General features: G+C 41.7%; 14 protein-coding genes. All 14 read left to right on the forward strand.

The annotated features are described in order from the left end of the window. Window positions 1–49: 49 nt before the first annotated feature. The 14 genes from KJS58_RS05450 (at window position 50) to KJS58_RS05515 (ending at window position 14,324) form a co-directional block, all read left to right on the forward strand. A complete protein-coding gene (locus tag KJS58_RS05450) occupies window positions 50–1,306 on the forward strand; it encodes a WD40/YVTN/BNR-like repeat-containing protein (RefSeq protein WP_213531207.1) in 1,257 nt (418 codons plus the stop codon). Window positions 1,307–1,421: 115 nt separating this feature from the next. After that, window positions 1,422–1,820: a DUF2500 domain-containing protein gene (locus KJS58_RS05455; RefSeq protein WP_213531209.1), complete on the forward strand. Its 399-nt coding sequence runs from the start codon at window positions 1,422–1,424 to the stop codon at window positions 1,818–1,820. A 184-nt stretch (window positions 1,821–2,004) separates the two neighbouring features. Further along, window positions 2,005–2,754, forward strand: coding sequence for an SDR family NAD(P)-dependent oxidoreductase (locus KJS58_RS05460; protein ID WP_213531226.1), 750 nt, complete (start codon window positions 2,005–2,007; stop codon window positions 2,752–2,754). A 134-nt stretch (window positions 2,755–2,888) separates the two neighbouring features. Next, on the forward strand, window positions 2,889–4,640 hold the full coding sequence (locus KJS58_RS05465) for a hypothetical protein (protein ID WP_213531228.1): 1,752 nt from the start codon (window positions 2,889–2,891) through the stop codon (window positions 4,638–4,640). A 153-nt stretch (window positions 4,641–4,793) separates the two neighbouring features. After that, window positions 4,794–4,994 carry a hypothetical protein gene (locus KJS58_RS05470; RefSeq protein ID WP_213531230.1) on the forward strand — a complete coding sequence of 67 codons (201 nt, stop codon included), beginning with the start codon at window positions 4,794–4,796 and terminating at the stop codon, window positions 4,992–4,994. Between the two features lie 164 nt (window positions 4,995–5,158). Next, window positions 5,159–5,581, forward strand: a complete 423-nt coding sequence (locus KJS58_RS05475; RefSeq protein WP_213531232.1) for a cell wall hydrolase — start codon at window positions 5,159–5,161, stop codon at window positions 5,579–5,581. A 41-nt stretch (window positions 5,582–5,622) separates the two neighbouring features. Further along, a complete protein-coding gene (gene gerQ, locus KJS58_RS05480; protein WP_249716985.1) occupies window positions 5,623–6,084 on the forward strand; it encodes a spore coat protein GerQ in 462 nt (153 codons plus the stop codon). A 216-nt stretch (window positions 6,085–6,300) separates the two neighbouring features. After that, the gene (locus KJS58_RS05485) at window positions 6,301–7,413 is read left to right on the forward strand and encodes a hemolysin family protein (protein WP_249716936.1); all 1,113 of its coding nucleotides are present in this window, start codon (window positions 6,301–6,303) and stop codon (window positions 7,411–7,413) included. 93 nt (window positions 7,414–7,506) lie between these two features. Further along, window positions 7,507–8,427: an ArsR/SmtB family transcription factor gene (locus tag KJS58_RS05490; RefSeq protein WP_213531236.1), complete on the forward strand. Its 921-nt coding sequence runs from the start codon at window positions 7,507–7,509 to the stop codon at window positions 8,425–8,427. A gap of 237 nt (window positions 8,428–8,664) precedes the next feature. Next, on the forward strand, window positions 8,665–10,395 hold the full coding sequence (locus KJS58_RS05495; protein WP_213531238.1) for an ABC transporter substrate-binding protein: 1,731 nt from the start codon (window positions 8,665–8,667) through the stop codon (window positions 10,393–10,395). 83 nt (window positions 10,396–10,478) lie between these two features. Beyond that, window positions 10,479–11,435: an ABC transporter permease gene (locus KJS58_RS05500; RefSeq protein WP_213531240.1), complete on the forward strand. Its 957-nt coding sequence runs from the start codon at window positions 10,479–10,481 to the stop codon at window positions 11,433–11,435. Window positions 11,436–11,447: 12 nt separating this feature from the next. After that, complete coding sequence (gene opp4C, locus KJS58_RS05505) at window positions 11,448–12,371, forward strand: oligopeptide ABC transporter permease (RefSeq protein WP_213531242.1); 924 nt, start codon at window positions 11,448–11,450, stop codon at window positions 12,369–12,371. Between the two features lie 11 nt (window positions 12,372–12,382). Next, complete coding sequence (locus tag KJS58_RS05510) at window positions 12,383–13,366, forward strand: ABC transporter ATP-binding protein (protein ID WP_213531244.1); 984 nt, start codon at window positions 12,383–12,385, stop codon at window positions 13,364–13,366. Next, entirely contained in the window at window positions 13,359–14,324 is a 966-nt protein-coding gene (locus tag KJS58_RS05515; RefSeq protein ID WP_213531246.1) for an ABC transporter ATP-binding protein, read from the forward strand. The genes KJS58_RS05510 and KJS58_RS05515 overlap by 8 nt, the downstream gene beginning before the upstream one ends. Window positions 14,325–14,330 lie beyond the last annotated feature (6 nt).

The raw sequence follows: 14,330 nt of genomic DNA on the forward strand, positions 1-14,330 counted from the left end.
TGCTATAATGACTAACTTAGAGAAAACGCTATGGTAGAAAGGTGATAACATGCGTAGAGCAATCGTATGGTCATTAGCATGTATGCTGGTATTGCTGCTTGCAGCCTGCAGTTCGAAAGAGTCCGAACAAGTGCAGCCGACCATAAAAGAAGAACCTGTAGAGACAGGGCAAACCCTTACATTAGTAGAACCAGAATATTATGAAGTACCGGATAGTAATAAATATCAAATTCAAACAAGATTGACTGATTTTCAACTCATCCATGGTTATGGAGGTCTTGCTTGGGGCGTTACTCGTAATGAATTAAGACTGTATTATACGCGAGATAACGGAGCAACCTGGGTTAATATTTCTCCTTCAGCCAATGTGAAGTTTTCATCTAACCCTGTTTACGGAAAAGATATTTTCTTTTTAGATGGAGAACATGGATGGATCGTTCGTTCAGGAACAGATGGAACCAATAATGTCGTTCTGCGTACGGATGACAGCGGAGAGAGCTGGAAGATCGCTTCACTTGAAGAATCACAAACCGTAACAGCCCTTCATTTCAATTCCAGTACACACGGTTATCTCATGACGAGTGAGAGTGTGGGGACAGTAAAAGAACAAAAAACATTATATATTACGACCGATGGCGGAGTTAACTGGACCCAAACATCAACGAATAATCCAATTCAGGCTACAGATGAAGCGATTCCACTACAAGGTTATGCGATGGGCATGATGTTTACAGACAACGGGAAAGGTTTTGTACCTGTACTAGAGCTGGGAACACCAAAAATGTACGTAACTAGCGATGACGGTGAGACTTGGAGCATGGACAAGTCATTTTTTAATCGTACTTCATCACTTCATACGAAATGCTCTTCGTTTACAATGAGAGAAATGGAGTCATTAAGCGTTAATCATCATAAACTTTACATACCGCTAGGATGTTCTGAAGGAGACCAAGTTAAGTACAGCGGATTATTCACAGATGATAGCGGCGATACATGGAATCATGTCCAATTTGAGCTGCCGGCAGAAAGCGGGACAGATAAACGGCTGTATCCTACTTTTGTCTCTGATCATATAGGGTGGATGTTACAAGGAAAAACAATATACCAGACAACTGATCAAGGGAAAACTTGGTCTAAACTTGCAGGCAGCAAGAATCTGTCTGATTTATTGGATAAGTACCCTGAGGTTGTGAAAATGCAGTTCGTTACGACAAAAGTCGGATGGATCTTACTTGAAAATGCAACGGAGAAGAAATCAATATTGATGCAAACGACGGATGGCGGGCTGAACTGGGGAGTGTTATAACAAAGAAAATTTGTATTATTCTGCTAAAGAGATGACAAGTTCCTTTCCATAGTGGCATATACTTGAACAGAATGACGGTTTGTCAGAAGCCAGAACTTGGACGGGAGGAGACGGCGTGGGATTTGAATCTTTCTGGATGTTTGATTTTTTCGGAACGGTATTCCCTGTAGTGTTTGTCGTGATTCTCGGTATTATTGCTATTTCCATTGGAAAAGAAGCTCTTCAGTGGGGGAAAAACAAGAAACAGCCTGTCCTCACAGTGCATTCTCGGATTACGGGTAGACGTATTTCTGTTCAGCAGCAGACAAATCAGAGCGAAGGCAACCATACGAGAACCATGTATTATGTCACGTTTGAAGTGGAGAGTGGCGATCGATTGGAGTTTAAAGTCGCCGGTAAAGAGTATGGTCTATGTTCTGAAGGAGATGAGGGAAGACTCACTTTTCAAGGAACGCGTTACATAGGCTTTGAACGTCTTGCTAGAGTATATGCCGAGCCGGTTCACGGGTCTTAGGGAAAGATACGGAGCTGATGCATGAGTGAAGTTGTCTTCTATTCATTTCTCTTGCCATAATAATGTATAGGTCGTCCCTGACAAGGGCGGCTTTTTTTGATGTTTATTCGAAATGAATAGAGTAACTTGGTAGAACTAGGGTAATGAGTAGGAAAGGAATTCAGAAGGGAAGGGTGATGAGAAAATGAGATTTGAAAATAGGGTAGTCATCGTAACGGGAGCCGGCAGCGGGATCGGTAAAGAAGTGGCAGGTGCTTATGCCATGCAAGGAGCAAAGGTCGTTCTTGCGGATCGCCATGAGGAGAAGGGAGCAGCGGCGGCTGCGTCGCTGCGTCAAGATGGATACGAAGCGATGTTTGTCCACTGTGACGTTAGGTCAGAAGAAGCAATTCTAACACTCATGGAAGCTGCGGTAACTGAATATGGACAGATTGATGTTCTAATTAATAATGCAGGATATGGGATTTGGAAATCACCTTATGAACTCACTGTAGATGAATGGGATGATGTGATGAACACAAATGTCCGCAGCTGTTTTCTTGGGACAAGGATCGCTGCCAAATACATGAAAAACAACAAAAATGGCGGCTCTGTAGTCAATATTTCTTCTACTCGGGCTACCATGTCAGAGCCAAATTCAGAAGCTTATGCTGCTTCTAAAGGAGCTATTATTTCGCTTAGCCATGCGATGGCTTTATCCTTGTCATCTGAACACATCCGGGTCAATAGTATCAGTCCGGGATGGATTGAGACTGGTGAATATGAACAATTGCGCCCAGAGGACCATTCGCAGCATCCAAGCGGAAGAGTGGGGAAACCATCGGATATCGCGCGTGCCTGCTTATACTTGACCGACCCTGAGAACGATTTTATTACAGCAGAGAATCTAGTTGTTGATGGTGGAATGTCACGAAAAATGATATATCAGCCCTAGCCTAGGACTCCTATCAAAATTGTATAATATTTCTGGATGAGCCCAACATGAGCACGAGGGCTCATTTTTTTTGCTCTATTCCACTGTTATAATAGCGTTGGCTTAAAAAAAGAGAAAAGAAGTGGAGGTAAGATATGTACGGGAAACTTTCCCGCATGCTCTTGTGGGTTGTACTTCTTGCTAGTGTAACATGGTTGACAGCTTTTGATTCTTCAAAAGAAACTACTCGGGCAATGTGGCTTTGGCAAGCTGAATCGATTCAGGACGGCGGCCAAGATATACTAGATTACGCAGACAATCATCGGATTAATCATATTTATTTACGAATTGATATGGAGCAACCTGCCGCAGTATACCAACGTTTTATCCTTCGTGCACATGAGAATGGAATAAAGGTGGATGCGCTGGGAGGTCACCCAAAGTGGGCGGCGGAAGGCGGAGAAGTTCCGTTATTGCGTTTTGCTAACTGGGTTGTTGACTTTAATAGAGAATCAGAAGAAAATGAAAAATTTAGTGGAATTCATCTGGACATAGAGCCCTATGTTCTAGGGGAGTGGGAGATCGATAGCGATGAGGTCACTCGGACTTATCTTGCGAATATTGAAAAGTTCCTGTCTGTCATTGAGCAAGAACCTAGCCTGGATTCAGCTATAGATCTTCCTTTCTGGTATGATCACTATTATAACCCAGACTCACAAGAACCGCTGATTCAGTGGTTTATGGGCAGGTTTGATCAAATCGCTTTAATGGCTTATCGTGATAAAGCAAGTGGGGTGGGCGGGATTGTCCAAGTTATTCAAGAAGAGATGGAATGGTCAAGCAATTATTCTGCAAAAATCATTGTTGGAGTTAACGCGAAACCAATGCCGGGAGAAGAATTCACCACATTTGCTGGAAAGTCGAAAGAGAAAATGGAACAAGCTCTTCAGGAAGTGACAGCATCCTATGCAGGCTATTCCAGTTTTGCAGGAGTTGCCATTCATGATTATGTATATTGGAGTCAGATGACTCAAGATACAGTAAATCCAGAGCCGACACCAGAACCAGAGCCGACACCGGACCCAGAACCAGAACCAGAACTGCCGACTGACTCTATTCGCGGAACTTATATATGGAAAGCAGAACAGATAATTAATGAAAGTGACCAAGTGCTCGAGTTCTTACAAGAGAAAAAGGTGAATTTTCTATATGTAAGACTTGATCTTGACCAGCCGTATTCACTGTATCGCAATTTTGTGGGTCAAGCTGCAGCGATGGGAATTGAAGTTCATGCGATGGGCGGTCATCCAAGTTGGGGACTTGAAGAAAACAGATCACGTCTAACGAGGCTCATTAATTATGTGAAACAATATAACCTACGTGCAGCAGAGGATGAAAAATTCCACGGCATTCACTTAGATATTGAGCCATATACAAACTCGGAATGGGATAATAACCGAGAACGTGTGCTTAAAGAGTGGGCATCTAATATAGAGTATTTCGCTCGTGAGACCAAAAAAGATTCCGAGCTCAAAACAAGTGCTGATTTAGCTGTATGGCTCGATCGCCATGAATTGCCAGGAAAAAACATGACGGTAACGGAATGGATGATTCGTACATTGGATCATATCTCACTTATGGCTTTCCGAGATACAGCAGAAGGATCTAACGGAATTGCGACCGTTGTAGCTCAAGAAATGGAAATTGCTGATCAATTAGGCAAGCCGCTGCTGATTTCGGTGGAAATGAAAGAAAGTCATGAGGGAAATCATATTACTTTTTATGAAGAAGGCGAAGCTTATATGGAATCAGAACTAGCGAAGTTGCCAGGTCTGCTTGCGGAATATAATGCTTATCAGGGGTATTTAATTCATTCTTACGATTATTGGATTAATGCGAAGCCATAAAGAATTATTTAATAATCTCATATAGAGATGAGAAGAGCGGACTAAAGAAACTTTTAGTTTGCTCTTTTTTCATATGTTCATTTCTCTATCCGTATATATTTCCAATTAGAGATTTGTTAAACTGGAAAAAAAGATATAATCTCGGAGGAGTCTATGTATCTGATTAACTTTTTTGAAGGCAAGCATATGTTACATGCAGAGGTTGAGCCTAGAACGAGTTTTGGTCCTCTATCTTCAGGTGAAGACACGTACGATCCTATTCTTGTGATAACTAGTGTCGTTGTCTTGCTTGTTTTTCTCGTTGTAGGTTATTATGTGTCTCGCTATTTTCGTAATCATCGGAATAAAAAATGAGTAAGAAATAAGAAGAGTGTTGGGCTCTTGTGAAGAGCAAACCCAATGTTCTTTTTTTATTCAAAAAAATAATTGAAATAAATTGTCACGATCTGGGCGAATGCACAATAAGATATAAAGTATAGCCATGAGAACAGATAATACGGGAAGGAGGAAGACTTCCATTGGCAGTGATTAAAGCGAATTCCGAAGATGTGAAATTACTGGCGAGACTTATGCGTGCGGAAGCGGAAGAAGACGGTGATACAGGGATGCTCCTTGTAGGGAATGTAGGGGTCAATCGAGTGCTCGGAGGATGTCTGGATTTCCGGAATATCCGCTCTGTGAGTGAGATGGTATTCCAGAATCCGGGAGGATTTGAAGCAACCCAAAAGGGATATTTCTACCAGGCAGCAAGGGAATCAGAGATTAGACTCGCTCAGCGGGTAATCAACGGGGAAAAGATATGGCCGGCAAGTAACGCACTTTGGTTCTTCAGACCTGCAGGGGATTGTCCGCCGACTTGGTACAATCAAGCGAATACAGGGAGATACCGAGCACATTGCTTCTTTAGTCCTTCAGGTGAAGATTGTCCTGCTGTTTATTAGTTTTTGAAAAGAGTATCTATCTAAAATCAGGGAGGTTTTTAATTATGTTTAACCAGCCTTACCAACCGGTCACATATAAGATTGGAAATGGGGGACCTGGATACGATCCGAGAAATATGGGAATGCCTTCGATGCCAATGATGCCTATGATGCCAAATACAACCGTTGTTCCTCCAGAAGTGAGCAGTGGAAGCGTGATGACTCCAGGGGGGGCAGTTATTCAGCAGACTCTCCCTTTTACCGAACAATCTTTTATCGAGAATATTCTCAGGTTGAATCTCGGAAAGATTGGGACTTTTTACGCCACTTATGAAGGAAACAGGGAGTGGAATGCAAAGATCTTTAAAGGAGTACTAGAAGCAGCAGGGCGTGATCATATTATCATTAGTGATCCAAATACAGGTCAACGTATCATCATTTTAATGGTGAACTTTGATTATGCTACGTTTGATGAACCGCTGAATTATGAATATCCATATGCACCGCCTACTGCTCGGCGGTAAAACTTAGGATTATGGACGTTTTCTCATAATCCCTAATAAAACACATAATGCATTAGTAAGCCGCAGGGTACACAATTTATCTTTTTTGTGTACCCTGCGGTTTTTTATAGCACTTATTTTGGGCTCTGCCTCATATATATTATCAAGATCACAGACAAAGAGGGATAAAAGGAGGTGAACCTATTCACTGAATTTTCAGGTGGATAGGACAATCATTTGGCTGATCCTTTACCGGCTATAGAGCTATTCATGATGATGACAGGTCTTTCACTGATCAGTGCCATGTTTGGTTTTTTTCAGAATCAGTTAGTTCTTCTTGCTCCAGACTCGGAACCGCTGAGACTCATAAATAATACGTTTCCATCTGCCTTTGATAAGGCTGGACTGCATCTGCGAGCACATGTGCGAATCTATATCTATTTATGCAGAGCAGGAATGATTTTACCGCTAATTGCAGCCGGAATGATGGCTGTAGGAAGTATATCGCGCATCGTTACTGCTGTTTTTGTGGTTCTTTTTGTTATTGAATATATGGTTTGCGGCAGTATAATTTCCAAACTGTGGTTAAAAAGAAGTGAAAAAGGGTCCTCTTCTCCTGTAAGTATTTCTACACTAGATCATAAGGAAAGTGTTTTACTTAACCAAAATCTTCTGGAATTCTCTTCAAGGACAGCAAGGGAAATCATGATTCCACGTACAGAAATGATATGCCTCAACACAGAATGGAGTGTCCATGAAAATCTGAGGCTGGCAAGTATAGAGATGCGTACTCGCTATCCAGTATGCCATGGAGATAAGGATCATATCATTGGATTCGTTCATATCAAAGATTTATTTATGTCGGGAATGGAGGATTATATAAGGGCAATCAGACCTGTTTTGAGTATCCCGGAATCCACCTCGATTGACCTTTTACTGAAACAAATGAAGGAATCGAAGACGCAAATTTCCATTGTGATTGACGAGTATGGCGGAACATCTGGACTTGTAACCTTAGAAGATATCGTTGAAGAAATTGTTGGTGAAATTCAGGATGAGTTCGATAATGAACGGCCGCTTGTCGAATATTTGGGTGATGGCGTCTATTCTATTGATGGATTAATGTTAATTGAAGATGTAAACGAGCATTTTGAGCTGTGTCTGGACGACAATCAATATGATACGATTGGGGGCTGGCTGTTTTCTGAATTAAGATCTTCCTCTCCTCAAAAAGGGGAATATATTATCAAAGCGGGCTTTAAGTATGTTATCGAAGAGATCGAACATCTACGAATTTCCCGAATACTTTTGTCCCCTAAGCAGGATACAAATGAGCAAACGGGTACGTAACTCGCTACCTTATATAAAGAAATCTTATAAATCGTTTACTATTCCATACTTCCTTCGAACGTTATAATATAGGGTACGAAGGAGTGTGAAGCTATGAGTTATGATATTACCTTTCGGTTTAAACCCGTATATGAATTTATGAACAGTCTTCATACTTTTATTTGTCGCAAATCACATAAAAAGATTGAACTCTCACCGAGGTGGGTCAAAGAGACTCAAAGTATGCTGACTACAGAGTACAGTTCTTTATTGCACGAATGGCAAATGGATGAAGAATGGAAGTACGCCTATCTGCTGTTAGAACAAGAAGACATATATACTGCTGAAGATTACATAACCTTTTTAGAAAATACATCAGACAAAGATCTGCTTGACCATTTCGTTACTCTTTGCAAAGATTGGAATTTTAAAGTTCCTGATTTTGAAATGAAGAGGTTTAAAGAGAGGTATAAGGAACTATTTTACGAATGGAATGAACAATATTTCAAACAGCTTAGTCCTGAGGTGTGTAAAGCTCTTCAAGCAGAATATACAGTTCGACTTGCTGAAAAAGAATATAAATCGGTAGATTCATTAGTCGATGAAACGACTCGAGGGCTCGTGTTTGATAGAACGGAGAGTCTTTTCCGAATTGTGCTCATTCCGCAGTACCATTTTCAGCCGCTGCATATATTTTGGCATTATGGAAATACGATTGTCTGCCACTATGCAGCGCCTGTTTATCTTGGGGATGATTCCGTTATTCCTCCGCATGATTTGCGAGTGATTCGTAGTCTCGGGGAGAAAAATCGTCTGAAAATACTTAAGTATCTGCACCAAGGACCGCGATCCTTTATTGAAATTGTCAGGCATTTAGAGCTTTCAAAGGGGATTACACATGATCATATTTCAAAACTGCGCAGTAGTGGACTTCTATATGCTCATTTTGATGGAGAGAATCTGATCGAATATAGCATCAGATCGCATGCGCTGCGTCAGGTGGAACAAAGTTTACTAAATTACATAGAAAGTTAAAAAATTAGAAAACCATCAAATTCCTTGTATGATAAGGGGTTTGATGGTTTTATTTTTCAGAAAAAGATAAAAATTTGAAAAAAATACATAAAATTAACTGGTTCTCTATTTACAGAACTGCAATTCGTTTCTATAATAATGACTAATCAATAAAAACACACCTAGTTTATCGGAATTATTACTCATGTGTTTTGTAAGGGAGTTACAAAAAAATATAAAGAGACGGAGAGATGTTTTATGAAAAAAAAGATCGTCTATGCTTCCTCGTTATTGCTTGCTGGCTCGCTTTTGTTATCTGCATGTTCAGGAGAAGGTGCTTCACCTGCCGATACGGGCACAGGTACACCAGTCACTGCTCCGTCAGGTGAAGCTCCTGCTGCCACGAACCTGTTAACGGAAAAGATACCTGCATCAGATATCAGCAAATTACCTCAAACGGCTGTACAAAGAACAGACACGGTTATTGTGGGACTCACCGATCCAAGCGGATCGTTCACTCCTTATTTCTCACAGAGCGGTTATGACGGTAACGTTGCTTCCCTTTTGTACACATCTCTTATTACTTCGGACGCTGAGGGACTCCCTGCAGCAGATTATGCGGAAAGTTATGAGGTTTCTGAAGATGGATTAACATATACATTCCATTTACCTGAAAAAGGCTCGTTTAGTGATGGATCACCGCTCACTTCGGAAGATGTTGCATTTACTTGGACGCTTCTGCATGACAAAGCTTACGATGGCGATACCGATATTACACTGATGAAAGTGAAAGGCGGTCTTGCTTATAAAGAGGGGAAGGCAGACAGCATCGAAGGTATTAACATCATTGATCCTTATACGATTTCAGTAACGCTTGAGGAACCCAATGCAACTGCTCTTCTAAATCTCGGCGGTAACGTGCTGTCTAAAGCCTATTACGGTAAGGATTATAAATTTGGGGAACTTACTTATTTGCAAAAACTACATGCGGCTCCGCTGGGTAATGGACCCTACATATTAGAGAAATTCTTGCCAGGACAAGAGGTTCGTTTCACAGCAAATGAACATTATCTGAAAGGAAAACCAAGTGTAGAACGTTTTATCTATAAAACTTCTCAGGGTGATACATGGCAATTCCTTGAAACAGGCGAAGTGGATCTTGCTTCTTATACAGCAACACAGGAAAACATCGATAAATTAAAAGGTCTCGGCTATGTCGATATCCTGCCTTATACACCAAGCACATATGGATACTTCCAATTGAATCTTGAGAATGAACAGATGAAAGAAAAAGAAGTGCGCCAAGCTATTACTCACGGATTAAACCGTCAAGCTATTTATGTAGATGCCAATCAAGGAGCCGGTGAAGTAGCTAATATTCCAGCAGCTCCGATCTCATGGTCTTATACCGAAGAAGGAATTAACCCATACGAGTATAATCCAGAAAAAGCGAAGGAACTTCTTGATGCAGCAGGCTGGACTGTAGGCGGAGATGGGATTCGAGAGAAAGACGGCAAAAAATTATCCATTCACTATCTTGGTTCCAAAAGCCCGGCAACTGATATTTTCATCGCGGTAGCCAAAGAGAATTTTGCCGAAATCGGTATTGATTTTCAGCCAGAAGTATTTGCAGACTTTAACGCATTAGTGTCAAAAGTAGAAAGTAAAGATTACGATATGGCTGCATTCTCAACGCCAATGCTGACAGATCCTTCTGATGGCGTTATCCAATTTATCGATGGTTCATTGCCAGGTTACGACAATCCGAAAGTAAAAGAATTGTATGCAAAAGGTCTAGCTACGGTAGATACGGAAGAACGTAAAGCGGTGTATCAAGAATTGTATCAAATTCTGAATGATGAACTCCCGGTTATCTTTACTTCTTATCGGAAATCGGTATATGCAAACAATGGAAGACTTACGAACGTAAGTATCAGCCCTTACAAAGGCATTGCACAATCATTGCCTGAATGGAAAATAGAACAATAGCATTGGGTTAGAATTAAAAAGTTAGCTTATGTCCGTCCTAGATCCCTAGGCGGACATAAGCTTTAACAGATAAGGAGCATAACATGAGCACTTACCTTGTCAAAAGACTTACCTACATACTTGTTATTTTGCTAGCTGCGTCATTTCTTATTTTCAGTCTATATGCTCTTACGCCAGGAGATTATGTGTCGAGTAATATCAAGCTAAGCCCAGAACGTAAAGCAGAGCTGCGGGAGTTATATGGACTTGATAAACCGCTGCTTGATCGCTATGTGATTTGGATTAAAAACGCGCTTCAAGGCGACTTTGGTTATTCGCTAGCGCAACAAAAACCCGTGCTAACTCTTTTTAATGAATATATATGGAATTCATTCCTACTTGCCGCCGTGTCGACTTTTTTCACATGGCTCATTGCCGTTGTGATTGGAGTCATTTCCGCTTACAAACAGTATTCTTGGTTTGATACCGTAGTCATGCTGATTATTTTTGCAGCGATGTCGATTCCGTCCTTTTTTATTGGACTTTATTTAATCAAGATGTTTGCCGTAGACCTGAAATGGCTTCCGCCAGGCGGAATGACAACAACGGGTAGTAATGCAACCGGTCTTGCTTATGCCAAAGAAGTAATTCAGCATATGGCACTGCCTGTCGTTGTCATGACACTGCTTGGAATCGGCTCACTTACAAGATATATCCGCAGTAACATGATTGATGTAATCAAACAGGATTATATCCGAACAGCGAGAGCTAAAGGGCTTACTGAACGTAAAGTGCTCTTCACACATGCTCTCAGAAATGCTCTGCTTCCGGCGATTACTCTCATCGGTTTTGAGCTTCCCGGACTATTTGGCGGATCGTTAATTATTGAGAAGATTTTTAACTGGCCGGGTATAGGACAGCTCTATATGTCGTCTTTTTCTTTGCGTGATTATCCTCTGCTGATGAGTTTTACTGTATTTATCGCGATTTTAACTGTCCTTGGCACCTTGTTGTCGGACCTGCTGTATCGACTTGCAGATCCGCGTGTCAAGCTCGATTAAGGGGTGGATCGAATGTCATCAATTAGCGGAGCTACAAAAACAACTACAGGGCCTGGAGTGGACTATAGATCATCTTTATGGCGTCAATCCGTTCGAAAACTGCTGCGTAACAAACTAGCAATTTTTGGTCTTGTTGTGGTGATCCTGATGTTTCTTATCTGCTTCTTAGGTCCGTTATTCTCTCCTTACGCAGATAACAAAATCAATATGCTGGAGATGAAGAAAGCACCGAATGCAAAACACTGGCTCGGAACAGATAACTTAGGACGAGATGTACTTACTAGAGTGATGCAGGCAGGACGTATATCCCTGACAGTAGGGCTAGCCTCCATGATGTTATCGGTTCTAATTGGAGCGACGCTTGGGGCAGTAGCTGGATATTATAGAGGATTTGTAGACCAACTCATTATGAGAATTGCAGATTTACTGCTAACGATTCCGAGCCTTCCGCTGTTATTTATCGTCGGTGCGCTTTTATCAGAATGGAAAATACCCCCAGATTACCGAATGTACGTGGTTATGCTGATGCTTGGACTCGTCAATTGGCCGGGACTCGCCAGAATGGTGAGGGGACAGATGCTCAGCTTACGAGAAAGAGAATTTATGCATGCCGCGACTGTCCTCGGACTCAGGGATCGAAAAAAACTGTTCCATCATCTATTGCCGAATATTTATCCGCTTCTTATTGTTATGGCAACCTTAAGTATCGGCGGTGCGATTCTAAGTGAATCGGTGCTGAGCTTCTTTGGATTAGGTGTTATGCCGCCGACGCCAACATGGGGAAATATGATTGATGCTGCGAATAACTTAATTGATTTTCAACAGCATCCATGGCTTTGGATGCCGCCTGGTTTTTCTATTTTTATTACAGTCATTGCCATTAACATATTTGGGGACGGATTACGTGATGTGCTTGATCCCAAACAGAAGAGGTAGGTGAACACCAAATGGAATCGTTACTGCAAATTAATCACCTGAAGACACATTTTTACACAGATGAAGGACCCGTAAGAGCGGTAGATGATGTGAGTATTACGGTACCTAAAGGACAAACCGTATGTATTGTTGGAGAATCGGGATGCGGTAAAAGTGTAACTGCCATGTCCATCATGGGTTTGATTGAGGAACCTGGGGGCAAAGTGGTAAATGGAGAAATTAATTTTATAGGCCAAGATCTGCTAAAAATGGACAAAAACGAATTTCGAACCATTCGTGGTAATGACATAACGATGATTTTTCAAGAGCCCATGTCGAGTTTAAATCCTGTAATGAAGATCGGTGAACAGATTATGGAGCCGCTGATCATTCATAAAAAAATGAAAAAAGACACCGCTAAAAAAAGAGCGATTGAACTCTTGAAAGAAGTTGGCATCTCTCGCTCCGAGCAAATCGCAGATTCTTATCCTCATGAACTGAGCGGAGGAATGCTGCAGCGTGTTATGATTGCAATCGCAATCTCGTGTAATCCAAAACTCCTTATTGCTGATGAGCCTACAACAGCTCTTGATGTTACCATTCAGGCCCAAATTCTCGAAATGCTCCGTAAAATCAAAGAAGATGCTAACATGTCGATTCTGATGATTACGCATGATTTGGGTGTGGTTGCCGAAATGGCTGACTACGTTGTTGTTATGTATTCCGGCAAAGTAGTGGAAGAGGGCGAAGTGGTTGAGCTTTTCCGTTCTCCCAAACACCCTTATACACAAGGACTTCTTAAGTCTAAGCCGGTTATTAATCAGCGGCAGGATGAACTTTACTCTATACCGGGACAAGTACCAAATCCGCTGACGCTCACGGAATCCTGTTACTTCAGTGATCGCTGTGAACACTGCATGCCGATCTGCAGAACGAATGAACCGGAACTGAAAGAAGTAGCTCCACTACAGAAAACGGCATGCTGGTTATACGAGGAGGTGGCCGCTCATGTCTGAAGCACTACTTGAAGTGAAGTCACTAAAAAAGTATTTTCCCGTAAAAAAAGGGCTTATGGGCCGAACGGTAGGGTATGTAAAAGCAGTAGATGATATAAATATCACTTTGTATCCGGGCGAGACATTTGGTCTCGTAGGTGAGTCTGGGAGCGGAAAAAGTACGGTGGGACGTACCATTTTACGACTCCATGACAAGACGGCAGGAGAGATTCGGTTTCAAGGAAAAGACCTGTATGCTCTATCACCGCAAGAATTAAGACAGCTTCGACCTAAAATGCAGCTTATCTTTCAAGATCCGTATAGCTCTCTGAATCCAAGGATCCGCGTGGGAGATGCCATTGGTGAAGCACTCTTAGATCATCAGCTTGTACCTAAAGATAAGATACGTGAAGTCGTTACAGAGGTGTTAACTTCATGCGGTTTATCTGCTTATCATTATGATCGATTTCCGCATGAATTTTCCGGGGGGCAGCGTCAGCGGATCGGAATTGCGAGAGCCCTTGCCCTCAACCCAGAACTCATTATAGCGGACGAACCGGTATCTGCTCTTGATGTTTCTATTCAGGCACAGATCATTAATTTATTTAAAAAATTGCAAGTCTCAAGAGGCCTCACCTATCTATTCATCTCTCATGATCTAAGTGTTGTTGAACATTTGTGTGATCGCATCGGAGTGATGTATCTCGGCTCTATGGTGGAGATGGGAACAAGAGATGATCTATTTCTTCGCCCACTACATCCTTATACAAAGGCTTTGTTGTCCGCTGTACCTATTCCGATACCTAAGCTGAAGAGAGAAAGAATTGTACTGAAAGGAGATATCCCATCTCCCATGAATCCACCTTCCGGTTGCAAATTTCACACTCGTTGTCCTTTTGCAGTCGAACGTTGTTCTTCTGAAATACCCCTATTTAGAGAAATTGAGCAGGGTCATCATGTGGCTTGCCATCTAGTGTAGCAGTGA

Source organism: Paenibacillus sp. J45TS6, assembly GCF_018403285.1.
In the GTDB taxonomy this organism is placed as follows: Bacteria; Bacillota; Bacilli; order Paenibacillales; family Paenibacillaceae; genus Paenibacillus.